19 protein-coding genes are annotated in these 26,778 nt (G+C 67.6%); 14 read left to right on the top strand and 5 right to left on the bottom strand.

The genetic code is table 11. From position 1 onward, the window contains the following. Positions 1 to 121: 121 nt before the first annotated feature. On the bottom strand, positions 122 to 988 hold the full coding sequence (locus ACFVYE_RS03035) for an RNA polymerase sigma-70 factor (protein WP_383972425.1): 867 nt from the start codon (positions 986 to 988) through the stop codon (positions 122 to 124). Further along, on the bottom strand, positions 988 to 1,566 hold the full coding sequence (locus tag ACFVYE_RS03040; RefSeq protein WP_389604129.1) for a carboxymuconolactone decarboxylase family protein: 579 nt from the start codon (positions 1,564 to 1,566) through the stop codon (positions 988 to 990). The genes ACFVYE_RS03035 and ACFVYE_RS03040 overlap by 1 nt, the downstream gene beginning before the upstream one ends. Positions 1,567 to 1,924: 358 nt before the next feature. Here ACFVYE_RS03040 and ACFVYE_RS03045 point away from each other — a divergent pair, with 358 nt between their 5' ends. Next, positions 1,925 to 2,464, top strand: coding sequence for a GNAT family N-acetyltransferase (locus tag ACFVYE_RS03045; protein WP_389603791.1), 540 nt, complete (start codon positions 1,925 to 1,927; stop codon positions 2,462 to 2,464). Here the strand turns inward: ACFVYE_RS03045 and ACFVYE_RS03050 are convergent. Beyond that, complete coding sequence (locus ACFVYE_RS03050) at positions 2,448 to 2,615, bottom strand: hypothetical protein (RefSeq protein ID WP_383972419.1); 168 nt, start codon at positions 2,613 to 2,615, stop codon at positions 2,448 to 2,450. The genes ACFVYE_RS03045 and ACFVYE_RS03050 overlap by 17 nt on opposite strands. Positions 2,616 to 3,293: 678 nt before the next feature. Here ACFVYE_RS03050 and ACFVYE_RS03055 point away from each other — a divergent pair. Together ACFVYE_RS03055 and acnA are read left to right on the top strand one after the other, a co-directional pair. Beyond that, positions 3,294 to 5,120 (top strand): WD40 repeat domain-containing serine/threonine protein kinase, encoded by a 1,827-nt coding sequence (locus ACFVYE_RS03055; protein WP_389603793.1) that lies wholly within the window; start codon positions 3,294 to 3,296, stop codon positions 5,118 to 5,120. Positions 5,121 to 5,661: 541 nt separating this feature from the next. After that, positions 5,662 to 8,382: an aconitate hydratase AcnA gene (acnA, locus tag ACFVYE_RS03060; protein WP_383972413.1), complete on the top strand. Its 2,721-nt coding sequence runs from the start codon at positions 5,662 to 5,664 to the stop codon at positions 8,380 to 8,382. An 88-nt stretch (positions 8,383 to 8,470) separates the two neighbouring features. Here the strand turns inward: acnA and ACFVYE_RS03065 are convergent, their stop codons facing one another. Next, on the bottom strand, positions 8,471 to 8,782 hold the full coding sequence (locus tag ACFVYE_RS03065) for an ArsR/SmtB family transcription factor (RefSeq protein WP_383972411.1): 312 nt from the start codon (positions 8,780 to 8,782) through the stop codon (positions 8,471 to 8,473). 143 nt (positions 8,783 to 8,925) lie between these two features. Between ACFVYE_RS03065 and ACFVYE_RS03070 the strand changes: the two genes are divergently transcribed. From ACFVYE_RS03070 to ACFVYE_RS03085, 4 genes are all read left to right on the top strand, one after another. Then, a complete protein-coding gene (locus tag ACFVYE_RS03070) occupies positions 8,926 to 10,500 on the top strand; it encodes an MFS transporter (RefSeq protein ID WP_389603795.1) in 1,575 nt (524 codons plus the stop codon). Positions 10,501 to 10,603: 103 nt separating this feature from the next. Beyond that, positions 10,604 to 11,623: an FAD-dependent monooxygenase gene (locus ACFVYE_RS03075; RefSeq protein ID WP_383972408.1), complete on the top strand. Its 1,020-nt coding sequence runs from the start codon at positions 10,604 to 10,606 to the stop codon at positions 11,621 to 11,623. A 356-nt stretch (positions 11,624 to 11,979) separates the two neighbouring features. Then, positions 11,980 to 12,879 (top strand): aminoglycoside phosphotransferase family protein, encoded by a 900-nt coding sequence (locus ACFVYE_RS03080; RefSeq protein ID WP_383972406.1) that lies wholly within the window; start codon positions 11,980 to 11,982, stop codon positions 12,877 to 12,879. 194 nt (positions 12,880 to 13,073) lie between these two features. Continuing rightward, positions 13,074 to 13,736: a histidine phosphatase family protein gene (locus ACFVYE_RS03085; protein WP_383972404.1), complete on the top strand. Its 663-nt coding sequence runs from the start codon at positions 13,074 to 13,076 to the stop codon at positions 13,734 to 13,736. Between the two features lie 167 nt (positions 13,737 to 13,903). On the opposite strand, the gene ACFVYE_RS03090 is transcribed toward ACFVYE_RS03085, so the two are convergent. Continuing rightward, entirely contained in the window at positions 13,904 to 17,749 is a 3,846-nt protein-coding gene (locus tag ACFVYE_RS03090; RefSeq protein WP_389603798.1) for a GH92 family glycosyl hydrolase, read from the bottom strand. A 501-nt stretch (positions 17,750 to 18,250) separates the two neighbouring features. Here ACFVYE_RS03090 and ngcE point away from each other — a divergent pair. The 7 genes from ngcE to ACFVYE_RS03125 all read left to right on the top strand — a co-directional run bounded on the left by ngcE (position 18,251) and on the right by ACFVYE_RS03125 (position 26,689). Further along, complete coding sequence (ngcE, locus tag ACFVYE_RS03095; protein WP_383972400.1) at positions 18,251 to 19,699, top strand: N-acetylglucosamine/diacetylchitobiose ABC transporter substrate-binding protein; 1,449 nt, start codon at positions 18,251 to 18,253, stop codon at positions 19,697 to 19,699. A gap of 50 nt (positions 19,700 to 19,749) precedes the next feature. Further along, a complete protein-coding gene (locus ACFVYE_RS03100; RefSeq protein WP_383972398.1) occupies positions 19,750 to 20,673 on the top strand; it encodes a carbohydrate ABC transporter permease in 924 nt (307 codons plus the stop codon). A gap of 91 nt (positions 20,674 to 20,764) precedes the next feature. Then, positions 20,765 to 21,682, top strand: coding sequence for a carbohydrate ABC transporter permease (locus ACFVYE_RS03105; protein ID WP_383972396.1), 918 nt, complete (start codon positions 20,765 to 20,767; stop codon positions 21,680 to 21,682). A 199-nt stretch (positions 21,683 to 21,881) separates the two neighbouring features. Next, entirely contained in the window at positions 21,882 to 23,081 is a 1,200-nt protein-coding gene (locus tag ACFVYE_RS03110; RefSeq protein WP_383972394.1) for an ROK family protein, read from the top strand. 123 nt (positions 23,082 to 23,204) lie between these two features. Then, a complete protein-coding gene (locus tag ACFVYE_RS03115; protein WP_383972393.1) occupies positions 23,205 to 24,302 on the top strand; it encodes a substrate-binding domain-containing protein in 1,098 nt (365 codons plus the stop codon). Positions 24,303 to 24,584: 282 nt separating this feature from the next. Then, positions 24,585 to 25,379, top strand: coding sequence for an ATP-binding cassette domain-containing protein (locus ACFVYE_RS03120; protein WP_382906427.1), 795 nt, complete (start codon positions 24,585 to 24,587; stop codon positions 25,377 to 25,379). Further along, positions 25,376 to 26,689: a sugar ABC transporter permease gene (locus tag ACFVYE_RS03125; RefSeq protein ID WP_389603802.1), complete on the top strand. Its 1,314-nt coding sequence runs from the start codon at positions 25,376 to 25,378 to the stop codon at positions 26,687 to 26,689. Before ACFVYE_RS03120 ends, ACFVYE_RS03125 begins: the two co-directional genes overlap by 4 nt. Positions 26,690 to 26,778 lie beyond the last annotated feature (89 nt).

A 26,778-nucleotide genomic window follows, 5' to 3' on the forward strand; every position in this document is an offset into this window, starting at 1 on the left:
GCCCGCTTACCCCCTTTTGTTCGATCCCCCTTTACGCCCCCCTCGCACCCCGGGGGGGTGGTGTGTGTCCGGGGGGGTTCCCCCCCCCCGCAACACTCACGCTGCCAGAGCATCAGCGGGCTTACCTGGTGATTTCGGCCAGTTCATCGAGCCGCGTCAGCTTCTGCGGATTTCTCATCAGGTAGATCCGGGTGACCCGCCCGTTCTCCACCACGAGGCTCACCGCGGTCGGCTCGCCGTCGATCTCGAACCGGCCCGCAGGCGCGCCGTTGAGCCACACGGTCATCGTCTCGAACGCGGTCACCACCTGGTTCGCGCGCGCGAGCACCGTCGCCACCAGCTCGGCGCCGTGGATCGGAGCCAGAGCGGCGGCCGCGAGCCCGCCGCCATCGGCGATCAGGACCACGTCCGGCGCCATAACCTCCAGCAGCTCCTGCAACTGTCCGGTTCGCAACGAGGCCAGGAACCGCTCCACCACGGCCTGCTGCTCCGTCCGGCTCACTTGCACCCGCGGCCGCCGGGCCGCCACATGCTCGCGGGCACGCCGCGCGATCTGCCGCACCGTGGCCGCGGACTTCCCGATGGCCTCGGCGATCTCGCCGTACGGCATCTCGAAGACCTCGCGGAGCACGAACACCGCCCGCTCGGTCGGCCCGAGCGTTTCGAGGACGGTCAGCATCGCGATCGAGACGCTCTCCGCGAGTTCGATGTCCTCGGCAACATCGGGGCTGGTCAGCAGCGGTTCCGGCAGCCACTCGCCCACGTAGTCCTCGCGGCTGCGCGACAGCGTTCGCAGACGGTTGAGCGCCTGCCGCGTGACAGTCCTGACGAGGTACGCCCGCGGCTCGCGCACCTGCGACTGGTCGACGTCGGCCCACCGCAGCCACGACTCCTGCAGCACGTCCTCCGCGTCGGCCGCCGACCCGAGCATCTCGTAGGCAACGGTGAACAGCAGGCTGCGATGGGAGACGAACGGATCCTCGGTCATCATGACGTCGACGCTACGCCGGAGTTCTGAGGGCGCGCGGCCAGTGGAATCTCGCAGGCATCGGAGAAGCCCTGCGACGAAATCCCGTTCGCATTGTTGTTCCTGGTCGCCATGTTGACGAAGGCGATGTACGCGGTGAGCTCGACCATCGCCGCGGCGCCGAGCCGGTCGAGCAGGCTCGCGTGCAGCTCGTCGGTGACGGTCGGCGGCGTGTTCGTCATGGCCTCGGCGTACTCGAGGACGTCCCGCTCCAGCGGCGTGAACACCTCCGAATCCCGCCAGCGGGGCACCTGGCTCGCCTTGGCCAGGTCCAGGTTCTGGTTCTGCGCCTGGAAGTAGCCGACGTCGAGGCACCAGCCGCAGCCGACCTGGGACGCGACGGCCATGTGCGCGAACGACTTGAGGCTGGCGTCGGCCGCGTCCCACTCGCCCAGCTTGGCCGAGAACTCCAAGTTGGACGTGGCGACCTTGGGGTTGTGCCACACCACCTCGACGGGCTCGGCCACGGCGCCGAGCTGCTTGATCATGTTTTCGCTCATCTCGGTGCTGAGCTCGGCCTTCGGAACGCGGAGCGCCATGGTGTTCTCCTCAGTAGATTTACCTGTCTGGCTGTTCGGCATGGAGACACCGCCGGGCCCGCGAATGTGACAACCACCGCCACGCATGGATCGTCAGCGCTCCAGTGCCTGGTCATCCCGCACGACGAGGTTCACTGTCGTAGAAGCCGAAACGACTGGGTTCGCTGTCAAACGCCTCGGTTGGATGACAGAGGACATCGACTACGAGGTATGGAGCGAGTGTCCTTCGACAGCGAAGTCGGTCGGTGGGTGGTGTGCTGGTCTGCGGCGACCATGTTGAATGAGAGCCTCGAACAGATCTGTGGCCTGGGCCTTCTCTTTCGGATCACTCTCACGGGCGTGCGATAGGTTGCCCGCCATGACTGAACTCGGACCCGTCGCCTGGCCACCTGCCCCGATGCGGACCGAAAGGCTCGTGCTCCGTGAGCCCGAGACCCGAGACCGTGCGGCGTTCATTGAGCTGCTCGCCTCGCCAGAGGTGCACACCTACCTCGGCGGCCCCCGACCGCGTGACGAGCTCGAACGCGAGATGCCCGGGGCGCCCGAGCGGTGGCCCGGGAGCTTCGTCGTTGATCTCGACGGGTCGATGATCGGCCAGATCCTGCTCAGGAGAGCAACTGGGCACCGTCGCCCGGCTGCCACGGGGAAGGCCGATCTCGGCTACCTGTTCCTGCCGCGGGCGTGGGGATTCGGGTACGCCGCCGAGGCATGCGCGGCGGCACTCGGCTGGCTCGCCGACGCGCTGCCCGGCGAGCCGGTGGTGCTCACCACCCAGACCGCCAACGTCGGCTCGATGCGCCTCGCGGCGAAGCTGGGGTTCACCGAGGTGGAGCGGTTCGAGGCCTGGGGCGCCGAGCAGTGGCTCGGCATGCGGTCCCCGGTCACGCCGTCCGGTTGAACTTGGACTGGGTGGCTTCGTCTCCAGGGCGGGGTTTCCGGTCCTGTTGGTGCTTGAGGTGGTAGCGGATGGATGCGTAGGAGACCGAGTAGTCGTGGTCGTCCATGAGCTTGGTCCAGATGCCCCTGACGTCGAGGTTGTCGGTGATCATGCTGTCGATCGGACCGACGAGTCTGCCTCTGGGCGGGGCCCTTCCCCGGGAGACTTCCCTTTCAACGGGGGGTGAGGTGTCCAGCGCGAGGACGGACTGTCCATGGCGGGACTTTGTAGTGCTCGGCCAGTGAGCGGATCGTCATGCCTCTGCGGGCATCGTCGGCGATGAGGACTGGGAGGTCGAGGCGGTCGCGGAAGGGGTGTCTGCTGGGGTAACGAGGGTTCGGCTTGGAGCGTCCACGTGGTGAGCCGGTGTCTCAGCGCCCCCAGCGCGTCACCTCGTACGACTGGGTTCGCCGGCAAGGAAGCCGGAACGACTGGTTCGCTGTCAAACGCCTCGATTGGATGACAGTGGACAGCGCCTGTCCTTCGACAGTGAAGTTAGTCGTGTGCAGCGTGCTGACCTGGAACGACTGGGTTGGATGTCAACGCCGCTGGGTGGAGCCAGGAGTTACGCCCATCGGTGATTGTCTTCACAGGTCCTGGCACGGGCCGTCAGAGGTCGGGAGAGTCACGGGTATGAGCGATCACCGTGAGGACTGCAGCGACGCTGGTGTGCCGACGCTGAAGGCCGAGATCGTGTTGCCGCATGGCTGGGAAGCGTCCCCACCTCCGGTCCCTGCCGAATCGGTGGCATGAGCCGGTCAGGCGGGGTGGGTTCGGTCATACTGTGCGCGTGGAGCACATAGGCGGATACACCATTGAAGCCAAGCTCGGCGAGGGCGGGATGGGAACCGTCTACCTGGCATATTCGCGCGGCGGCCGTGCGGTCGCCGTGAAGGTGGTCAAGCCCGAGCTCGCGGCCGATCCGGCCTTCCGTGCCCGTTTCCGCGTCGAGGTGGAGGCGGCCCGCGCTGTGGGCGGTGTCCACACCGCACCGGTTGACGATGCGGACCCCGACGGCGAACCGCCGTGGCTGGCTACTGCTTACGTGCGCGGGCCCACTCTCTCTGAACTGCTGGCCGCCGATGGCCCGATGGACGAACCTCACCTTCGGCAACTGGGCGCCGCCCTGGCGGAGGCGCTGGCGGCTATCCATGCCTGCGGCCTGGTACACCGGGACCTCAAGCCCGGCAATATCATCATGGCTGAGGGCGGCCTCCGGGTCATCGACTTCGGCATCGCCCGGGCCATCGGGTCCACGCACCTGACAGCGACCGGAGCGGTATTCGGCACACCCGGCTATCTCGCGCCCGAACAGGCTCTGAACCGTGAAGTCACCGGCGCCGCAGATGTGTTCGCACTCGGCGTGGTCCTGGTTGCGGCGGCGGGCGGCGCTGCCTGGGGTGAGGGTCCAGCGATGTCCCTGATGCTCCAGGCGGCCCATGAACCACCGAACCTTACGGCGCTCCCACCGGGGTTGCGCGAGGTGGCGGCGTCCTGCTTGGCGAAGGATCCGATGGCACGCCCGGCCCCCTCCTTACTCCTAGACCTCCTGGCGGGGCCGTTGCCGAAGGAGCCCGGTCATAAGCCAGACTCGCCGACCCCTCCGCCAGCGCCGCCAGGCAATCCCGATCACGACCCCAGACCGACGCCCCCGGCGCCCACCGTCCCCTCGGGGCCTGCCTACACGCTGCTCCGCACGTTGAAAGCGAAACGTGGTGGGGGGCGTGTGACCGCGATGGGGTTCAGCCCGAGCGGCCACATCCTCGCGGCGAGCTACAGCAGATCGGGCGTCCGCATCTGGGACCCACGCACAGGCGCGCAGCTCCGCCTCCTGTCCGACCGCACCGACGGCCCCGACCGCATCCACTCCGTTGCGTTCAACCCCGACGGCTGCACCCTCGCCACAGGTGGCGACGGCAAAGTGATCCGCCTGTGGGATCCGCACGCGGGCACGCTACGCCGTCAGTTCACCGGACACACCGGGACCATCGACTCCGTGGTGTTCAACCCTGACGGCGGCACCCTCGCCATCGGCACCTACGCTGAGGCTCGCCTCTCGGACGCCCGCACGGGCAAGGGATTGACCGGCCTGCCCGGCGCCACGGGCCCGGTGGCGTTCAGCCCGGACGGGAACACCCTCGCCACAGGCGACGCCGAAGGGCGCGTCCTCATCTGGGACCCACCCACCGGCCGACGACCCCGTCATCGGCTAAAAACCGGGAAGCCTTCGCATATCAGCGCGCTGGCGATCACCTCCGACGGCCGCACCGTTGCCGCAGCTGGCAACACCTTCGCCGAAGATGGCAAGGTGTTGGTCCACGTCTGGGACACGCACACCGGCAAGCGGCACCATCGGCTCACCGGGCACACCGACAACATCAGCGCGCTGGCGTTCAGCCCCGACGGCCGCGTGCTCGCGTCCGGCGATAACAGCGGCACGGTCATCGTCTGGGACACCCACGCTGGTGAACAGCTGCTGATCCTGACCAAGCAATCCGAGAAAGTCCAAGCGGTGGTATTCAGCCCAGACGGCGGCATCCTCGCCGTAGACGGCTACAACCTCGCCGTAGGCTGCCTTGACGGGAGCGTCCACATCTGGGCGATCCGTACGAGGTAGCGCCGAGGCAAGCCTGAAAACTGCCGGAAGTTGATCTTCAGTGTTTGTGGCGGGCGGCCGGGGTGCGAGGGGCGTCATGCTGTGCGGCCGCGCTGACCCCGGGCCGAGCGTCCGGCTCCAGGGATCGTGCGGAGGCTGGCGGAAGTGGGCCAGCAGCATCGGCATCCACGCACGACACCTCGACATACGGCACGGCCCCGTCCGCCCCAGTCGGTACAGCCATGCAACACCCCCAGCGCGCTCACCCCGTGCGACTAGGTTCGCTGTCATAGAAGCCGAAACGGCTGGGTTCGCTGGCAAACGCCTCAATTGAATGACAGCGGACAGCGCCGCCCGCGCATGACCGTGCGGCGGTGATGTACTAGAGTTATCTCGACATCGAGATATATGCCGAAGGCGCACCGCAGTCCGCCAGTCGGTAAGGGTTACCTAACTAAGCCTTACCTTAGCGGATGGTCGAGGGGCCGTAGGCGGCACCACGCGGCGCCCGCCGTAATGAGGCGCGGCGCGGAGTACGCGCACATTGATGAAGGAGACTGTCGTGTCGGCGAACAGCTTCGACGCCCGCAGCACGCTGCGCGTGGGCGACGAGTCGTACGAGATCTTCAAGCTGGACAAGGTCGAGGGCTCCGCGCGCCTCCCCTACAGCCTGAAGGTGCTGCTGGAGAACCTGCTCCGCACCGAGGACGGCGCGAACATCACCGCCGACCACATCCGGGCGCTCGGCGGCTGGGACTCCCAGGCGCAGCCCAGCCAGGAGATCCAGTTCACGCCGGCCCGCGTGATCATGCAGGACTTCACCGGTGTGCCGTGTGTCGTGGACCTCGCCACCATGCGTGAGGCCGTCAAGGAGCTGGGCGGTGACCCGGCCAAGATCAACCCCCTCGCCCCGGCCGAGCTGGTCATCGACCACTCCGTCATCGCCGACAAGTTCGGCACCAACGACGCGTTCGCGCAGAACGTCGAGCTGGAGTACGGCCGCAACAAGGAGCGCTACCAGTTCCTGCGCTGGGGCCAGACCGCCTTCGACGAGTTCAAGGTCGTCCCCCCGGGCACCGGCATCGTCCACCAGGTCAACATCGAGCACCTGGCCCGTACGGTCATGGTCCGGGGTGGCCAGGCGTACCCCGACACCCTCGTCGGCACCGACTCGCACACCACCATGGTCAACGGCCTCGGCGTGCTGGGCTGGGGCGTCGGCGGCATCGAGGCCGAGGCCGCGATGCTCGGCCAGCCGGTCTCCATGCTCATCCCGCGCGTCGTCGGCTTCAAGCTGACCGGCGAGCTCCCGGCCGGCACCACCGCGACCGACCTCGTGCTGACCATCACCGAGATGCTCCGCAAGCACGGTGTCGTCGGCAAGTTCGTCGAGTTCTACGGTGAGGGCGTCGCCGCCACCTCTCTCGCTAACCGCGCCACCATCGGCAACATGTCGCCGGAGTTCGGCTCCACCGCCGCGATCTTCCCGATCGACGACGAGACGCTGAAGTACCTGCGTCTGACCGGCCGTGACGAGCAGCAGGTCGCGCTCGTCGAGGCGTACGCCAAGGAGCAGGGCCTCTGGCTGGACCCGGCCGCCGAGCCGGACTTCTCCGAGAAGCTGGAGCTCGACCTCTCCACGGTCGTCCCCTCCATCGCCGGCCCGAAGCGCCCGCAGGACCGCATCATCCTGGCCAACGCCAAGGAGCAGTTCGCGCAGGACGTGCGCAACTACGTCTCCGAGGACGAGGAGTCGGGCAAGGAGTCCTTCCCGGCCTCCGACTCCCCGTCCGGCCACAACGGCGTGCCGAGCCGTCCCACCACGGTCACGGCCCCCGACGGAACGACGTACGAGATCGACCACGGCGCCGTCACCGTCGCCGCGATCACCTCCTGCACCAACACCTCGAACCCGTACGTCATGGTCGCCGCGGCGCTCGTGGCCAAGAAGGCCGTCGAGAAGGGCCTGACCCGCAAGCCGTGGGTCAAGACCACCCTCGCCCCGGGCTCCAAGGTCGTCACCGACTACTTCGACAAGGCGGGCCTGACCCCCTACCTCGACAAGGTCGGCTTCAACCTCGTCGGCTACGGCTGCACCACCTGCATCGGCAACTCCGGCCCGCTGCCGGAGGAGGTCTCCAAGGCGGTCAACGAGCACGACCTGGCCGTGACCTCGGTGCTCTCCGGCAACCGTAACTTCGAGGGCCGGATCAACCCCGACGTCAAGATGAACTACCTGGCGTCCCCGCCGCTGGTCGTCGCGTACGCCATCGCCGGTTCGATGAAGGTCGACATCACCAAGGACGCCCTGGGCATCGACCAGGACGGCAAGCCGGTCCACCTCGCGGACATCTGGCCCTCCGAGGCCGAGGTCAACGACGTCGTCGCCAACTCCATCGGCGAGGACATGTTCAACAAGTCCTACCAGGACGTCTTCGCGGGCGACGCCCAGTGGCAGGCGCTGTCGATCCCGACCGGCAACACCTTCGAGTGGGACCCGCAGTCCACCTACGTACGGAAGCCCCCGTACTTTGAGGGCATGACGATGGAGACGACCCCGGTCGCCGACATCACCGGCGCCCGCGTGCTCGCCAAGCTGGGCGACTCGGTCACCACCGACCACATCTCCCCGGCCGGTGCGATCAAGGCCGACACCCCGGCCGGCAAGTACCTGACGGAGCACGGCGTCGAGCGCCGCGACTTCAACTCCTACGGCTCGCGCCGCGGCAACCACGAGGTCATGATTCGCGGCACCTTCGCGAACATCCGCCTGCGCAACCAGATCGCCCCGGGCACCGAGGGTGGCTTCACCCGCGACTTCACCCGGTCCGATGAAGGTGCGCCGGTGTCGTTCATCTACGACGCCTCGCAGAACTACCAGGCCGCCGGCACCCCGCTGGTCATCCTGGCGGGCAAGGAGTACGGCTCCGGCTCCTCCCGCGACTGGGCCGCCAAGGGCACCGCGCTCCTCGGCGTCAAGGCCGTCATCGCCGAGTCGTACGAGCGCATCCACCGCTCGAACCTCATCGGCATGGGCGTCCTCCCGCTCCAGTTCCCGGAGGGCGCGACCGCCGAGGCCCTCGGCCTCACCGGCGAGGAGACCTTCTCCTTCACCGGCGTGACCGAGCTGAACAACGGCACGACGCCGCGCACGGTGAAGGTCTCCACCGACACCGGTGTGGAGTTCGACGCGGTTGTCCGCATCGACACCCCCGGTGAGGCGGACTACTACCGCAACGGCGGCATCATGCAGTACGTGCTCCGCAGCCTGATCCGCAAGTAGGCAGTCCGGTACGTCGCGAAGGGCCGCACCCCCGCCGGGGGTGCGGCCCTTCGGCGTGGCGGGGGTGACCGGCGGCTCGGGACCGGGCTCAGGAGTTGGCGCGGATCAGGTCCAGCAGCCCCGGAAAGCGTTTGTCCAGGTCGTCCTTGCGCAGGGTCGCCGCGCGGCTGTTGCCCCGGTTCACCTGCCGCACCAGACCCGCTTCGCGCAGGGTCCTGAAGTGGTGCGTGGTCGTCGACTTCGAGACCGGCAGGTTGAAGGACGCGCAGGTGCGGGCCGTGCCCTCCGGCTCGTGGAGCAGGGCCACGACGACCCCCCACCGCAGGGGATCGGAGATCGCGTTCAGGACCGTGCGCAGGTCCATTTCCTCCGGTTCCGGATGGCCTTCCTCGTCCGGCATCGCTGTTCTCCTCTCCTGAACTCGCCTGTGGGTTGTTCCCATCGTAGGTACGGGTTGCTTCCAACCTCACGGATGTGCGAACTTAAGGTACGACGAAAATCGTACCTGGTCGCTGGCGGCCGGGCCGAGCCTGGAGTTTTTCTATGAGTTCGCAGACCGCGTCGTCCGCCGCACGACCGGCACCCGTGGCGGAGGAGAAGCCCGGCCGCACCCTGACCCTGATCGCCGTACTCCTCGCCGTCTTCGTCGTCCCCATGTCGATCTCCGGCACCGCCGTCGCGCTGCCCGACATCGGCGCCTCCACACACGCCGGACTCGCTCCGCTCCAGTGGGTGGTCAACGCCTTCAACGTGGCCTTCGCCTGCTTCACGCTCGTCTGGGGCTCGGTCGCCGACATCATCGGCCGCGTCAAGGCCTTCGCCGCGGGCGCCGCGATCTACGCCGCCGCCTCGCTCGCCAGTGCGTTCGCCACCGACGTGCTGTGGCTGGACGCCGCCCGCGCCCTCGCCGGAATCGGTGGCGCGGCCATCTTCTCCTGCGGCGCCGCGATCGTCTCCACCATCTTCGAAGGGCCGGCCAGGGCCAAGGCGTTCGCCTACTTCGGCACCGTCGCGGGCATCGGCGTGGCCCTCGGCCCGTCCCTGTCCGGCGCGCTCGTCCAGACCCTCGGCTGGCGCTGGGTGTTCGCCGTGCACGCCATCGCCCTCGTGGTCGTCCTGATCGCCGTGCCCGCCATCTCCAGGACGATGCCCGCCACCGGTTCCACCGGAGCCCGTATCGACTTCGCGGGCAGCGCCCTCTTCGTCGTCGCCATGGTGCTGCTGACCACCGCCATCGTGCAGGGCTCCCAGTGGGGCTGGGGCAGCGTCGGTGTCGTCGCCCTGTTCGCCGGGGCGCTCGTCGTCCTCGCCGTCTTCGCGTACGTCGAGAACCGGCGCGAGCATCCCATGCTCGACCTCAGTGTGCTGCGCAACCGCCGCTTCGTGGGCCTCTGCCTGGTCCCTGTCGCCGGTTCCATCGGCTTCGTCACCATGCTGACCTACCTGCCCAGCTACCTCACCGCCGTCACCGGACGCGACACCGGGGCCGCAGGCCTGATCATGGTGCTGCTCACCACGCCCGTACTGGTCTGCCCGATGCTTGCCGCGAGGCTCGTCACCCGCGGCGTCTCCGCCCTCACCCTGATCTACGTCAGCCTCGCCTGCCTGATCGTCGGCGACATCGCCCTGACCCTCTTCTCCCCGGACGTAGCCGTCGCCGTCGTGGCCCTGCCGATGATCGTCACCGGCGCCGGCATGGGGCTGGCCGCCGGGCTCGTCGACGGCCAGGCTCTCGAACAGGTCGACCCGGCCAAGGCCGGTATGGCCGCGGGCTTCCTCAACACCCTGCGGCTCGGCAGCGAGGCCATTGCCGTCGCGGTGTACGGCTCGTCGCTCGCCACCGTCCTCGGCTCGAACATCACGGACGGCATCGGCACGCACGCCGGAGCCGGTCACGCCGCCCAGGTGGCAAGCCAGGCGGCGGGCGGCGATCTCGCCCGCGCCGCCGAGGTGTCCGGCGCCACCGACCGGCCAGGGTTCCTCGACTTCCTGACCCAGGCATACGACTCCGCCTTCCACACCGTGCTCTGGGGTCTCGCGGTGGCCTGCCTCGTCCTGTGCGCCGTCGTCTTCGCCCTGCTGCGCGGCGGCAGCCGCCCGGAGCGGCACGCCGCGTGACCGGCCGCACCCCCTGAACTGAACGGCCCGGTGCCCGCGATCCCCCGCGCGGGTGCCGGGCTTCGCCCGTACGTTTCGCAACCGCATCCGAGGACCGCGTCCCATGGCCGAGCAGCATCGCCCCGAGGACCGCACCGACCACGACATCCCGGTCCTGATCGCCGGAGGAGGTCCGGTCGGCATGCTCCTTGCCGCCGAACTCGCCCACTACGGCGTACCGGTGACCGTCCTGGAGGTGAACCACGCCACCGTCGACCGGCCCAAGGGCGGCACACTGCACGCCCGTACCGTCCAACAGCTCGCCCGCCGTGGCCACTTGGGCATCCGCACCGCGCACCCCGATCAGCTGGCACGGCCCGTCGCGGACCACTTCCACTTCGCCGGCATGTCCGGACTGACCATCTCCGCGCCCGGCACCGAGGCCGGACCCATCGTCGGCCGCTCCCAGGCCGACCTGGAGCGGGACTTCGAAGCGCGCGCCCGCACGCACGGCGCCACCGTCCTGCGCGGCCACCGCGTCATCGATGTCCGCCAGGGCCCCGACGGTGTCGAGGTCACCGCCGAAGGGGCGGACGGGGCACGGGAGTTCACCGCCCGCTATCTCGTCGGGGCCGACGGTGCGCGCAGCACCGTACGCCAACGGGCCGGCTTCCGTGCCACGACGCACCCCGCGACCGTCTCCGCCCTGCTAGGTCTCATACGCCTCACCGAACCGGCCGTCGTCCCGCCGGGCTGGAACCGCACACCGCGCGGCTGGACCGTCGCGGGCGTCAATCCGTACGGACACAGCCGGTTCATCACCATCGACTTCCGCGGACCGCACCCCGACCGGAATACCGCGCTCACCCTCGACGAACTGCGCCGCGAGGGCTCCCGCATCCTCGGGCACGATGTCCCGATGGCCGACCCGCTGTTCTTTTCCCGGTTCAGTGACTACGCCCGGCTCGTCGACGACTACCGCGAAGGCCGTGTCCTCCTGGCCGGTGACGCCGCGCACGTGCACTTCCCCGTCGGCGGCCAGGGTCTCAACCTCGGTCTTCAGGACGCCGTGCGGCCCGGTGCACCAGGGACCGGGCCACGGCCCGGGTGCAGGACAGTTCGGCACTCAGTGTGTTGGACATGACAAAGTTCCCCCTCGTTGCGTTCGCACCTCCCGGCGAGGTACGTCAAGAACCGTACCTTCTCGGGTGGGGAATGCCCGTGGCGCAGGACACTCTCGTCGTGAGCAGCTCGTTAAGTTCTGATGACGCGAAATCGCGAGGGGCGCGGGGCCGACCGGCGGACGCCTCGCGCGGCGGTCCGAGCCGAGGAGCGGCCCGCGCGACCGGGCCCAACGGGATACCACCGGAAACGAGTTGACGGGCGAGATCCCGGACCGTTCGTATGGCCCTCGGCCGACAACCGTCGGCACTCCGGTCCCGCCACGACGTCGTGCGACGCGCGTCGCGTGGGCCCTCACCCACTTCCTGGATGGTGCACATGCCCGCAGGCAAGATGCATGCCGACGAGCCGGACATCGACGTAGCCCTGGTGCATCGGCTGATCGCCGGTCAGTTCCCGCAGTGGGCCGGTCCGGCGGTCGAGCCGGTGGCCTCCGCGGGCACCTCCAATGCCATGTACCGGCTCGGCGAGGACATGGTCGTGCGGCTCCCTCGCATCGCGGGGGCCGCACGTGATGTGGAGAAGGAGCACCGGTGGCTGCCGCGGCTCGCCCCTTTGCTCCCCGCTCCGATTCCCGTACCGCTGGGCAGGGGAATGCCCGCCGCCGGCTATCCCTGGCACTGGTCGGTCTACCGGTGGCTGGAGGGCGGGAATCCGGCCGTCGGGCATATCGCCGACCCCGGCTCGCTCGCAGCGGATCTGGCGGAGTTCATCACCGCGTTGCACCGGATCGACCCCACCGACGGGCCGCCCTCCTACCGCAGTGAGCCCTTGGGCGCACGCGACGTCGCGACGCGCGCCGCGATCAGGGAACTGCGCAGAGTCGTCGATGCCGAAGCGGCGGTCGCGGCATGGGAAGCGGCCCTGCGAGCCCCCGAGCGGACCGGCCCCGCCGTCTGGATCCACGCGGATCTGCAACCGGGGAATCTACTGATCACGGACGGGCGGCTCAGCGCCGTCATCGACTTCGGCTGCCTGGGCCTGGGCGATCCCGCCGTCGACCTGATCGCGGCGTGGTACCTGTTGCCTGCCGACGCGCGCGGCATCTTCCGCACCGCACTGAACGCAGACGACGCGGCCTGGGCCCGGGGCCGCGGGTGGGCGCTGTCGACCGCGCTCGGCGAGCTGCGCCACTACCGGGACATGAACCCTCCCATGGCGGCCATCGCACGACACGTCATCCACGAAGTGCTCACGGACGACGAGCGGGCCGCCTGACACCCGCCTGCATGAGGTCACGGCTGACCTTCATCGGGAGCCCGGCGGCCAGAAGAGTGCGGATCCGGGCGACGAGGGCTGCCGTACCCGGAAACGAGGCATCGGCCGCCCCGTCCCGGGCGCGCGGAATACGATCGTGGACCGGGGGGTTGCCGGCTACGCAGCACGAACAGCACAGAGAGCGGATGACACCCATGGGCGAGTTGATCCTGATCCGGCACGGCGAGACCGAGTGGTCGCGGTCCGGGCAGCACACGAGCCACACCGACCTGCCCCTGACCCCCCTCGGCGAACGTCAGGCACGCGCGCTGGCGCCCCTGCTCGCCGACCGGCAGATCGCACTCACCCTGGTCAGTCCCGCGGTACGCGCCCGGCGCACCGCGGAGCTCGCCGGACTCGTCGCGCCCCGCATCACACCCGAGCTGCGCGAATGGGACTACGGCGGCTACGAAGGGGTGACGACCGAGGAGATCCACCGCACCCGTCCCGAGTGGAACCTCTGGACCGACGGAGTCGCCCCCGGCCCCGAGGCGCACCCCGGGGAAACCCCCGCCGAGGTAGGAGCCCGCGCCGACCGGGTGCTGGCCGAGGTCGCGGAGGCGGCGAGCCGCGACGCGGACGAGGACATCGCGCTCGTCGCCCACTCCCACTTCCTGCGCGTGCTGACCGCCCGCTATCTCGGCCTGACCCCGGCCGAGGGCACGCTGTTCCAGCTCGCCACGGGGGCCGTCTCCCGGCTCGGCACCGAGCACGGTCAGCCGGTCATGACGGCGTGGAATGTGACATTGCCCGAAGGCCTGTTCCCCCGGGCAGTTCCGGATTCCCCGAGCGGGAGCGAGGGTGTTGTGCCCAACTGAGGGGGCACCGGCTGCTGCCTCGTCGTCCTGAGCGCCGTGGCCGTCCGGAGCCGTGATGTGTCCCCGTCCCACCCTCGGAGCAACGCAGGACGGCCGGTACCTCACAGGGGAGGTACCGGCCATCTGTGTGAAACGCGAGTAGTGCTACAAGCGAGGGGAGCGTCGGATCAGGAGAGCAACTCCAGCTCCGCGAGCGTCCCTTCACCGGCGAACACCAGTCGGTAGTGCGCGTACGAGCCCGGCGTGCTCACCGAGAACACCCTCGTCTGCTTGTCCCAGGCGAACGACTGGGCCGACCGCTTGTCGAGGTCCTTCCACGTCGTGCCGTCCGACGAGCCCTGCAGGACCCACCCGGCCGGGGCCTTGTCCGCCGCGCTCGATGTCAGCGTGTACTGGACCGCGTTCGTGGCCGAGGGCACCGGCAGGTCCACCGAGGTGACCGACGCCGAGGTGGCCGATGTGTTGTCGAACAGGGCTCCCTCGCCCTTCAGCACGTCCGCCTTCGGCGATGCCACCTTGTCGTCCGTGGTGATCGAGGTCGGCGCCGCGTCCTTGCCGGTGCCCCACGACGACGGCTTGGCGCCCATGTCGAAGTCCAGCACACCGCCCTTGGCCAGCAGGTCGTGCGGCAGCGAAGTCGAGTTCCACTTCTTGCCGTTGACCTTCAGGCCCTGCACGTAGATGTTCTTCGCGCTGTTCTTCGGCGCCCTGACGACCAGATCGTGGCCGTTCTCCAGATGGACCGTGGTCTTCGTGAAGAGCGGGGAGCCGATCGCATACTCGCCACTGCCCATGACGAGCGGGTAGAAGCCGAGCGAGGAGAAGAGGTACCAGGCAGACTGCTCGCCGTTGTCCTCGTCGCCGTGGTAACCCTGGCCGATCTCGCTGCCCGTGTAGAGGCGGCTCAGGACCTCGCGGACCTTTTCCTGCGTCTTCCAGGGCTGCGAGGCCGCGTCGTACATGTATGTGACATGGTGCGCGACCTGGTTGCTGTGGCCGTACATGCCCATCCGTACGTCACGCGCCTCCGTCATCTCGTGGATGACACCGCCGTACGAGCCGACGAACTCCGGGCCCGCTGTCTCGGGAGTGGAGAAGTACGTGTCGAGCTTCTTGGCCAGGCCGTCGCGGCCGCCGTACAGGTTCGCCAGGCCCCGGCTGTCCTGCGGGGCCGTGAAGGCGTAGCCCCAGCCGTTCGTCTCCGTGTAGTCGTATCCCCAGACCCGCGGGTCGTACTGGTCCGACGGGAGCCGCCAGTCGCCCTTGGCGTCCTTGCCCTGGAAGAAGCCGGCCTTGCTGTCGAAGAGGTCGACGTAGTTGCGGGCGCGGTTCAGGAAGTACTCGGACTCCTCCTTGTACCGCTCCTTCTTCGTCTTCTTGTAGAGCGCCCGGCCCATCTGCGCGATGCCGTAGTCGTTGAGGTAGCCCTCCAGCGACCAGGACAGTCCCTCGTGCGTGGAGGTGTCCGCGTAGCCGACGAACGGGGACGTCTCCATGCCCTTGCGGCCGACGCCCGAGGACGGCGGGACCACGGTGGCGTTCTTCAGGGCCGCGTCGTACGCCGCCTCGGCGTCGAACTTCACGCCCTTGACGTAGGCGTCCGCGAACGCCACATCCGAGGAGGTGCCGGTCATCAGATCGGAGTAGCCGGGGGACGACCAGCGGGAGATCCAGCCGCCGTCCTTGTACTGCTGGACGAAGCCGTCCACCATCTCGCCGGCCTTGTCCGGCGTGAGGAGGGAGTACGCGGGCCACGTCGTCCGGTAGGTGTCCCAGAAGCCGTTGTTGACGTACACCTTGCCGTCGACGATCTTCGCGCCCGTGTGGGTCGGGGTGTCGGAGCCGACCTGCGGGGAGAAGGGGCTGGCGTACTTGTCCTTGCCGCCGACCTTCTCGAAGCCCGAGTTCGGGTACAGATACAGCCGGTACAGGCTGGAGTACAGCGTGGTCAGCTGGTCGGCCGTGGCGCCCTCGACCTCCACCTTGCCCAGGATGTCGTCCCAGGCCTGCTGCGCCCGGTCCTCCACCCTGCCGAAGGAACGGGAGGCGGGGATCTCGGTGGCGAGGTTCTGCTTCGCCTGGTCGATGCTGATCAGTGAGGTCGCCAGTCGCAGGTCGACCGTGCGGTCCTTGCCCGCGTCGAAGCGGAGGTAGCCCGTGACATCGTCGCCACCGCCGCCGGACAGCTTGCCGCTCGCGGTGACCGGCGCGTCGAAGACGCCGTAGACGAAGAGGCGGGTGGCGCCGGTCGAGCCGCCGCTCTTCACATCGGAGAAGCCGGTGAAAGAGCTGCTCTTCGGGTCGAGGGTGAGCCCGCCGTCGTTGGAGACGTTGTCGAAGACGATGCTCGCGTCGTCACCGGGGTAGGTGAACCGCATCCGGGCGGCGTGGTCGGACGGTGTCATCTCGGCCTTGAGGCCGTTGTCGAATGTCACACCGTAGTAGTGCGGCTTCGCCGTCTCGTTCTCGTGGTGGAACGGCAGCGCACGCGCCGTACGGGAGGCGTCCGGGGTACCGGAGACCGCCGACGGCATCAGCTGGAAGGTCTGCCGGTCGCCCATCCAGGGACTCGGCTCATGGCTGGCGCTGAAGGCCTGCAGGGTGGGCAGGTTGTCGTCGTTGTTACCGCGCGCGTAGTCGTACAGCCAGCTGGTCGATCCGGCGTTGGTGACCGGCGTCCAGAAGTTGAAGCCGTTCGGGACCGCGGTGGCGGGGAAGTTGTTGCCGCGCGAGAAACCACCGCTGGAGTTGGTGCCACGGACCGTCGACGCGTAGTCGGAGAGGTGCGAGCGGCGCTTCTCGGGTGCCTTCGGGGCGATCTCGATGTCGTCGATCCAGCCCTGGAACTTCGCCGGGCCCTTGGGGGAGTCGTACGCCACCAGAATCCGGTCGACGGTCTTGCCCGCCGAGACCGTGCCGATCGTCGAGTCGACCTTGTTCCACTGGTTGACGTACAGCCGCTTGGCATCGGCCTGGCCCTGCGGGGTCAGCAGGCCGCCGTTGCTGTCGGTGGCCCGCAGATCGCTCAGATACGTGCCGTCCGTGAACGCCAGGTCCACCGAGACATGCGTCGCCGGGTAGGAGAGGTCCGTTTCGCCCATCTGGGGGTAGATCAGATAGGAGAGTGAGGTGTCACGGGTGACAGCCGTGTTCACATCGAAGATCTTGTTGTACGAGTAGGCCCGGCCGTCCGCCTTGTGCGTACCGGCGTACCGCAGGGCCTTCTTGCCCGTGAAACCGGCGCCTGCCTTGGCGGTGGGGGAGCCGGACGGGCCGCGGTCGATCTGGCTGCGCATCGAGTCGGGCGCCGGGACCGAGGTGTTGCCGTCGGAGAACTGGACGTCGGCGAGCTGGGTCGCGTCGGAGGCGCCGTTGTTCTTCGTGATCTGCAGACGGTAGTGCTGGTATGCCGTGTCAGATGTGAAATCGTACGACTTCGTCTGGAACCGCTCGGTGAATGTCTGGCCGGTCCGGGAGTCGAGGTCCTTCCAGTCCTGGCCGTCGGCGGAGCCCTGCAGGGTCCAGTCCTTCGGATCGCGCTCGCCGTGATCATTGGCCGACGTCAGCGCGTAAGTCACGACCTTCACCGGTTCGGTGAGATCGAACTCGACCCAGGCGGTGGGCTCGAAGGACAGCCACTTGGTGCCGGACTCCCCGTCGATCAGGTTCTCCTTCACCTCCCCGCCGCCGGTGTTCTCGTCACTGGCGCGGACATCTGTCACCTTGTCTGTGACATTGCCCGGAATTCCTGCGGAGAAGCCGCCATCGACACCCGATGACCGCTTCTTTCCGTCAGGACCTTCTTCGACGGTGTTACGCCAGTCCGGCTGCTTTTCGTCCGATTCGAAGGACGAACTGAATGTCCGTTCCCCCAAGGGGCTTTGGCCCTTTTCGCCTGCCCCGGCCGACTGAGCGGCGGCCGCGGTGGGGGCTGTCACGACCAGAACCAGTGAAGCCGCGATCAGCGCGGCCGTACGGCTTTGTCTCTTGTGAGAACCATGTCGGGGCTGCATGCCGAGCCATTCCTCCCGAGGAAGTGCACTTGGACAACGTTGTCATAGAGATGCGCAAGGTCCAGTAGGGAGCCAAGTGCCAGGATGTGTCAAGGGTGTTGGGCGTGAATCGCCAGTCGAATCGACCGTAATGCGGAAATCGTTACACCCGGACCGGGACGCACGGGGCCCAGGTATCCGCGAGGTCTCAACTCGGGAAAGACTGCTGCTCAACCTTGCATTCGATCTTGCTCAGGCGGCCGTGAGTGGACTATACCTGTCGGCGTCCGCACAGCTTTTTCCGGCGACGCGGACAAGGGGGACACGGGGGAACGGCCAAGGAGTGCACAACAAGTGCATCCGATGCCCGATCTCCCGAAGCCCCCCACTGCACATGGCTAGCCTGAGATCAGCACTACCCAAGCGCAACTGACCGCGGTGGCGGGGCCCTTCGCCTGAGGCGAGTTTCGACGGGCGACCGGTACACACCGCCTGAGTCCTGGAGAAGGCGAGGACTTGAGCATGGGATCCACCTCCGCCCACAAGAATGAGGGCCTTGGCCGTCGCGATGTGATCAAGCGATCTGCCGCACTCGGTCTGATCACCGTTCCGACGATGAGCTTCCTGTCGGCGTGTGCGAGCAGCGACAGCAGCAGCGACAAGAAGGTCGAGAAGGGCAAGACCAGCAAGACGAACCCGCTCGGCGTCAACGAGACGGCTCCCCTCGAGGTGGTCATCTTCGACGGCGGCTTCGGCCAGCAGTACGCGATCGACGCGGAGAAGAAGTACAACGCGGCGTTCCCGAAGGCCCCGAAGGTCAAGCACGTCGCGACCCAGAAGATCCAGTCGCAGCTGCAGCCGCGCTTCAACGGTGGCACCCCGCCGGACCTGATCGACAACTCCGGCGCCGAGCAGATGGACATGGGTGTCCTGGTCGGCAAGAAGCAGCTGCTGGACCTGACGCCGCTGATGGACGCCCCGTCCATCGACGACCCGACCAAGAAGGTCCGCGACACGCTGCGTCCGGGTGTCCTGGAGATGGGTCAGTTCGACGGCGACCCGGTCTGGATCATGTACTACGCGTACACCGTGTACGGCGTCTGGTACTCGCAGACCGCGCTCGACAACCTCGACGCGCAGTACCCCGAGAACTGGGACGACATGCTCGCCCTCTGCGCGAAGGCGAAGAAGAAGGGCATCGCCGGCTGGACGTACGCCGGTAAGTACCCGTACTACCTGCCGTTCTCGCTCTACCCGTTCATCGCCAAGATCGGCGGCCGGGAGGTTCTCGACAAGATCGACAACCTGGAGCCGAACGCCTGGAAGGACCCCGCGGTCAAGGCGGCGTTCGAGGCGTACTACGAGCTGTACAAGAAGGGGTACATCCTCAAGGGCACCCCTGGCCTGACCCACATCCAGTCGCAGACCGAGTGGACCAAGGGCAAGGCTCTCTTCATCCCGAACGGTTCGTGGGTGGAGAACGAGGCGGCGCCGACCACGCCCAAGGACTTCAAGATGATGGTCGCGCCGCCGTCCGGCCTGGACTCGTCCGACAAGATGCCGTTCGGCACCATCTGGGCCTCCGGTGGCGAGCCCTTCGTCGTCCCGGCCAAGGCGAAGAACCCCGAGGGCGGCATGGAGCAGCTGCGCATCATGCTCTCCGAGGAGTCCTCGAAGAACTTCACCAAGCAGGTCAAGTCGCTCAGCGCCTTCAACGGCGGCACCGACGGCCTGACCCTGTCGACCGCCATGCAGTCCGGTGTCGACTCGCTGAAGAAGGCCGGCGACAACGTGGTGAACCCGCGTCTGCAGGACTGGTACGTGAAGCTCCAGAAGGAGCAGATCGGCGTCGCCGGTATCGGCGAGATGATGGCCGGCCGCGCGACCCCGGCGGAAGCCATCAAGAAGATCCAGGCCTTCGCCGACGCGGCGGCCAAGGACCAGTCCATCAAGCACTACAAGCACCAGTGAGCAACCGTCACCAGCGGCGGCACCCGCGGAAAGATCGGGGTCGGTAAACGATGCAGCATGGCAAGTACCGTTTCATCGTGGGGTTCTTGATAGTCCCACTGGCGTTGTACGCGGTCTTCGTCATTTGGCCGTTCGTCCAGTCCATCTATTACTCGTTCACGGACTGGACCGGTCTGAGCCCGGACTTCAAGATGGTCGGGTTCGACAACTACACGAGGATGCTGAAGGACGACATTTTCTGGAAGTCGTTGCAGCACAGTGTGTTGCTTGTGCTGCTGCTGCCGCTGGTGACGTTGGGCCTGGCGCTGTTCTTCGCCTTCATGCTCAATGTCGGAGGCCGGCGGCGCAAGAACGCCGCGGTCTCCGGCGTGCGCGGCTCGGGCTTCTACAAGATCGCCTATTTCTTCCCGCAGGTGCTCTCGATCGTCATTGTCGCCCTGCTCTTCCAGTTCGCTTTCAACCCCACCAGCGGGATGCTGAATTCGACACTGAAGGCGATCGGTCTGGGATCCATCCAGCCGGACTGGCTGGGGGATCCGAGTCTCGCGCTCGTCTGTGTCATGTCGGTGCTGGTCTGGTCGACGGTCGGATTCTTCGTCGTCCTCTTCTCGGCCGGAATGGCGTCCATCCCGAAGGACTTCTACGAGGCGGCGCTCCTCGACGGTGCCAACCGCTTCACGACGTTCTTCCGGATCACGCTTCCGCTGCTCTGGGACACGGTGCAGTCGGGCTGGGTCTACATGGGGATCCTGGCCCTGGGCGTGGAGGCGTTCACCGCCGTACAGGTCATGACCGTGGGCCCCGGTGGTCCCGACTACTCGACCACGGTCCTTCCGCTGTACGTGTACCAGACGGCCTTCCGCGACGGGCAGGCCGGATACGCAACGACGATCGGTGTCGGACTGCTCATCGTCACCATGGCCTTCGCCGCCATCGTGATGCGGCTGGGCCGGCGCGATCGGCTGGAGTTCTGATGCTGCGATTGACGGGGGCCGGCCCCCGGATCACCGGCAGGCACCACAGGTCGGTCTCCGTGTCCGGCTCGACAGTACGAGGTGAGTACACGTGAAGACGACTGACACCCCTCCCGCGGCCCCGGCGGCGGACCCGGTCCCCGTGGCCAAGGCGCCCGCCCCCGCCGGCAAGTCGAAGAGCAGCGAGGGCCAGGTCCTCAATGTCTTCTCGCACGGTGTGCTGATCATCTGGGCGATCCTGGTCGTTCTGCCGCTGCTGTGGGCGGTGATGGCGTCCTTCAAGACGGACGACTCCATCCTGTCGACGCCGTGGGCGCTGCCGGACAAGCTGCACTTCGACAACTGGTCGCGCGCCTGGAGCCAGGCGCACATGAGCGATTACTTCTTCAACACCGTTGTGGTGGTGGGCTGCTCGCTCGTCGGCACGCTGCTGCTCGGGTCGATGGCGGCGTACGTACTGGCGCGGTTCGACTTCCCCGGCAACCGTTTCCTCTACTACCTGTTCATCGGTGGGATGAGCTTCCCGATCATCCTGGCGCTGGTCCCGCTGTTCTTCGTCATGAACAACATGGGCCTGCTGAACACGCGGCACGGACTGATCATGGTCTACATCGCGTACTCGCTGCCGTTCACCGTCTTCTTCCTCACCTCGTTCTTCCGGACGCTGCCGACCTCGGTGGCGGAAGCGGCGATGCTCGACGGGGCCTCGCACACCCGGACGTTCTTCCAGGTGATGCTGCCGATGGCGAAGCCCGGCCTGATCAGCGTCGGTATCTTCAACTTCCTCGGGCAGTGGAACCAGTACATGCTGCCGACGGTGCTCAACACCGATCCGAACCACCGGGTGCTCTCCCAGGGCCTGGTCGAACTGGCCACCAGTCAGGGGTACAAGGGTGACTGGTCCGGTCTCTTCGCCGGTCTGGTGATGGCGATGCTGCCGGTTCTCGCGGCCTACATCATCTTCCAGCGGCAGGTCGTCGCAGGGCTCACCGCGGGTGCGGTGAAGTAGCACATGTAACCCTTCGTACACAGATGAACCGCCCGTCGGCCATGTGCCGGCGGGCGGTTCGCGTGTGCGGGAGGCTGTCCCAGGTGCGGGCACTGTGCTCATCCGAGGCTTCGCACGCTCAAGGTCTTGACGGGGAGTACCCCAAAACGCTCAGCTTAGAGTTCACATGTTAGAGAAAACGGTAGGAGTGAGAGAGTCGATGGAGACTCCGGGGTCGCAGACATCTCTGCATCGCGCCAACCTTGAGCGGGTCGTGCGCGCGGTACGTATGGCCGGCTCGCTCACCCAGGCGGAGATTGCACGGAGCACCGGCCTGTCAGCGGCCACCGTCTCCAACATCGTTCGCGAGCTGAAGGACGGCGGCACGGTCGAGGTGACCCCCACCTCGGCGGGCGGCCGCCGGGCCCGCAGCGTCTCGCTCAGCGGGGACGCGGGCATTGTGATCGGCGTCGACTTCGGGCATACGCATCTGAGGGTGGCGGTCGGTAATCTCGCCCACCAGGTGCTCGCCGAGGAGTCCGAGCCGATGGATGTCGACGCCTCCGCGGCGGAGGGGTTCGGACGGGCGGAGCGGCTGGTGAAACGGCTGATCGAGACGACCGGGATCAGCCCGGACAAGGTGATCGGGGTGGGCCTCGGTGTTCCCGGCCCGATCGATGTCGAGTCCGGCACACTGGGCTCCACGTCGATCCTGCCGGGCTGGACGGGCATCAACCCCAGCGAGGAGCTCGCCGGCCGTCTCGGTGTGCCGGTGTACGTCGACAACGACGCCAACCTCGGGGCGCTCGGCGAGCTGGTCTGGGGGAGTGGCCGCGGGGTCAAGGACCTCGCCTACATCAAGGTCGCCAGCGGTGTCGGCGCCGGTCTGGTGATCGACGGGCACATCTACCGGGGGCCGGGCGGCACGGCCGGCGAGATCGGGCACATCACGCTCGACGAATCGGGCCCGGTGTGCCGCTGCGGCAACCGGGGGTGCCTGGAGACGTTCACGGCCGCGCGATACGTCCTGCCGCTGCTCCAGCCCAGTCACGGGTCCGATCTCACCATGGAACGGGTGGTCCAGCTGGCCCGCGGGGGCGATCCGGGCTGCCGTCGGGTGATCGGGGACGTCGGGCGGCACATCGGCAGCGGGGTGGCCAATCTCTGCAATCTGCTCAATCCCAGCCGGGTGGTGCTCGGCGGTTCGCTCGCGGAGGCGGGCGAGCTGGTGCTCATGCCGATCCGCGACTCGGTCTCCCGCTATGCCATTCCCAGCGCCGCCAGGCAGCTCTCGGTGCTGCCCGGGGCGCTCGGCGGCCGGGCCGAGGTGCTGGGTGCGCTGGCCCTGGTGCTGAGCGAGATGGGAGATTCGACCCTTTTGGAAAGCACCCTGTCGACGGCCACCCCTGCCTTCACTTAGATAACGAATGGCACCGTTGTCATCTCGTTAAGGATTTACTCCTTGACGCTGACGTCGCGGCCGAGTTGACTTCCAGCCACCTCGGCCGCAACGTTGCGGCCTCGTCAGGGAGGCAAACCCGCAATGAACGCAATGACGCGACGCATCGTCATAGGCACGGCCGCAGTTTCGATGGCCGTCTCCCTCGCAGCCTGCGGCAAGGCGGGCGGCGACAACGACAGCGGCAGCGGTGGCGACAGCAAGACCATCGGTCTGCTGCTGCCGGAGAACAAGACCACGCGTTACGAGACGTTCGACCGCCCCATCATGGAGGCGAAGATCAAGGCGCTCTGCGCCGACTGCGAGGTCAAGTACAACAACGCCGCGCAGGACACCGAGACCCAGAAGAAGCAGTTCGACGCGCTGGTCACTCAGGGTGTGAAGGTCATCATCCTGGACTCCGTCGACTACAAGGCAACCAAGTCCTGGGTCCAGCAGGCGGAGAAGAAGGGCGTCAAGGTCGTCGCGTACGACCGTCTCGCCGAGGGCCCCATCTCCGCCTACGTGTCGTACGACAACGAGAAGATCGGCCGCCTCCAGGGCGAGGCACTGGTCAAGGCGCTCGGCGACAAGGCCAAGGACAGCAATGTCGTCATGATCAACGGCTCGCCGACCGACCCGAACGCCCCGTTCTTCAAGAAGGGCGCCCACAGCGTCCTGGACAAGCAGGTCAAGAAGGTCGTCTACGAGCAGGACATCCCGGACTGGTCGCCGGACGAGGCCAACAAGAAGATGGGTGCGGCCATCGACTCCCTGGGCAAGGACGGCTTCCAGGGCGTCTACTCCGCCAACGACGGCATGGCCGGCGGCATCATCACCGCCCTCGACAAGCAGGGCGTGAAGGTCCCGGTCGGTGGCCAGGACTCCGAGCTCGCCGGTCTGCAGCGCATCCTGCAGGGCAGCCAGTCCTTCTCGATCTACAAGCAGATCAAGCCGGAGGCCGAGACCACCGCCGAGATCGCCGTCAAGCTCCTCAAGGGCGAGAAGTTCGACGCGCTGACCACGACCAAGGTCGACAGCCTCTCGGGCGAGTTCAAGGGCATCCCGTCGCGGCTGTACGACGCGTCGGTCGTGACCAAGGAGAACATCGCCTCCACGATCATCGCGGACAAGGTCTACAAGGCCTCGGAGATCTGCACCGCCGAGTACAAGGCGGCCTGCGACGCCGCCGGCATCAAGTAACACCGGCGGACAAGCCCCTCAGGGCCCTCCAGCCAGTCCGGCACCCGCCCCGTCAACGCCCCGCAAGCGGGGGCGGGCGCCGGACTCCTTCCCAGGTCCGGTCGTCTGACCGCCGCCGCCCCCTCGGGCGACGACGGCGGCCCGACGACTGGACCTGGGGGCCCGTCGTCATACCGCCGATTGTCGAGCGACGGCCCTTCGGGTCACGACAGCTAGGTCCGACGACGGCCCTGCCCCCCTGTGCTCAGCAGCACCATCCCCGCCGGTCAGGCGGCGAAGGAGATGATTCACGTGTCCGCTACGCCCGTGCTGGCGTTGCGCGGAATCTCCAAGCGGTTCGGCGCCGTCCAGGCGCTCACCGACGTGGACCTGGAGATTCACCCCGGCGAAGTGGTTGCCCTGGTCGGCGACAACGGCGCCGGCAAGTCGACCCTCGTCAAGACCATTTCGGGTGTCCACCCGATCGACGAAGGCGCCATCGAGTGGGAGGGCGAGACGGTCCGGATCAACCGGCCGAACGACGCCCAGGAGCTCGGAGTCGCCACCGTCTACCAGGACTTGGCCCTCTGCGACAACCTCGATGTCGTCGCCAACCTCTTCCTCGGCAGCGAACTGCGCAAGGTCTCCGTCCTCGACGAGATCGCGATGGAGAAGCGCGCCAAGGAACTGCTGGACACACTGTCCATCCGGATCCCCAGTGTCCGTATCCCGGTCGCCTCGCTCTCCGGTGGTCAGCGCCAGGTCGTGGCCATCGCCCGCGCCCTGATCGGCGACCCCAAGGTCGTCATCCTGGACGAGCCGACCGCGGCCCTCGGCGTCGAGCAGACCGCCCAGGTCCTCGACCTGGTCGAGCGGCTGCGCGAGCGTGGCCACGGCGTCATCCTCATCAGCCACAACATGGCCGATGTGCGCGCCGTCGCGGACAAGGTCGCGGTGCTCCGCCTGGGCCGCAACAACGGTGTCTTCGACGTCGCGAGCACCTCCCACGAAGAGATCATCGCCGCGATCACCGGCGCCACGGACAATGCCGTCACGCGCCGCCAGGCACGCACAGCCACGAAGGAGGACGCGAAGTGAGCGACCTCGCCAAGACCCCCGGGACTTCCACCGAGAAGCCCGCCGCCACGGCACCGGCCGCCGAGCAGTCGGCAGCCCCGATCCCCGCCGTGGACCCGCGGCTCCTCATACGCGAAGAGGGCTTCAAGGGCTACTGGTCGGAGTTCACCCGCAAGGTACGTGGTGGTGAGCTGGGCTCCCTGCCGGTCTTCGTCGGCCTGATCGTCATCGCGATCGTCTTCCAGTTCCAGAACAGCAACTTCCTCTCCGCCAGCTCCGTCGCCAACATCGCGGTCTACAGCTCCGGCCTCGGCATCATGGCGGTCGGCATCGTGTTCGTCCTGCTGCTCGGCGAGATCGACCTCTCGGTCGGCTCCGTCGCAGGCGTCGGCGCGGCCGTCTGGGCCGTGCTCAACGTCAACAACGGCTGGAACGAGTGGCTCGCGATCATCGTCGCCGTGCTCTCCGGAATGGCTCTCGGTGCGCTGCACGGCTTCTTCTTCGCCAAGATCGGTGTACCGGCGTTCGTCGTCACCCTGGCGGGCTTCCTCGGCTGGAGCGGTCTTCAGGACTGGATGATGGGCGGGGAAGGCTCGATCAACACGCCGTCCGGCAGCGCCGTCGAGAACCTGACCAACTACTTCTTCGAGGACAAGGCCGCCGGCTACGGACTCGCCCTGGTCGCCGTCCTCGCGTACGCCGCCTCGCTCCTGGTGGACAGCAGGCGCCGCAAGGCCGCAGGCCTGCCCGCCCGGCCGACCAGCGAGGTCGTGCTGCGCACCGCCGTCGTCGCGGTCCTGTGCTTCGTCGTCGCGTATGTCCTGAACGAACCCGAGGGCGCCCGTGGCCTGCCGCTCGCCCTGGTGCTCTTCCTCGCCGTCCTGGTCATCGCGGACTTCGTCGCCCGTCGCACGAGCTTCGGCCGTCAGGTCTTCGCGGTCGGCGGCAACCCGGAGGCCGCGCGCCGTGCCGGTATCAACGTCGACCGGGTCCGGATCACCGTCTTCGCCCTGTCCGGCACGCTGGGCGCCTTCGGCGGCCTCTTCATCGCCAGCCTCTCCGGCGGCGCCACCAAGAGCGTCGGCGGCGGCAACACGCTGATGCTGGTCATCGCCGCCGCCGTCATCGGCGGCACCAGCCTCTTCGGAGGCCGGGGCAAGGTCTGGTCCGCGCTGCTCGGCATGATCGTGATCCAGTCGATCCAGCAGGGCCTGAACATGATCGGTATGGCCAACGCCATTCAGTACATGATCACCGGCGCTGTTCTGCTGGCCGCCGTGGTCATCGACTCGGTCTCCCGCCGTACCCAGAAGACGGCGGGCCGCGCGTAACATCACGCCCGCCCGATCCAGTGCCCGGCGCCCGATACAGGCGCCGGGCACAGGTGTGTCCGGGGACGGATGAGGCACGGCCGTGTCCG

The organism is Streptomyces sp. NPDC058239, assembly GCF_042882185.1.
Taxonomy (GTDB): domain Bacteria; phylum Actinomycetota; class Actinomycetes; order Streptomycetales; family Streptomycetaceae; genus Streptomyces.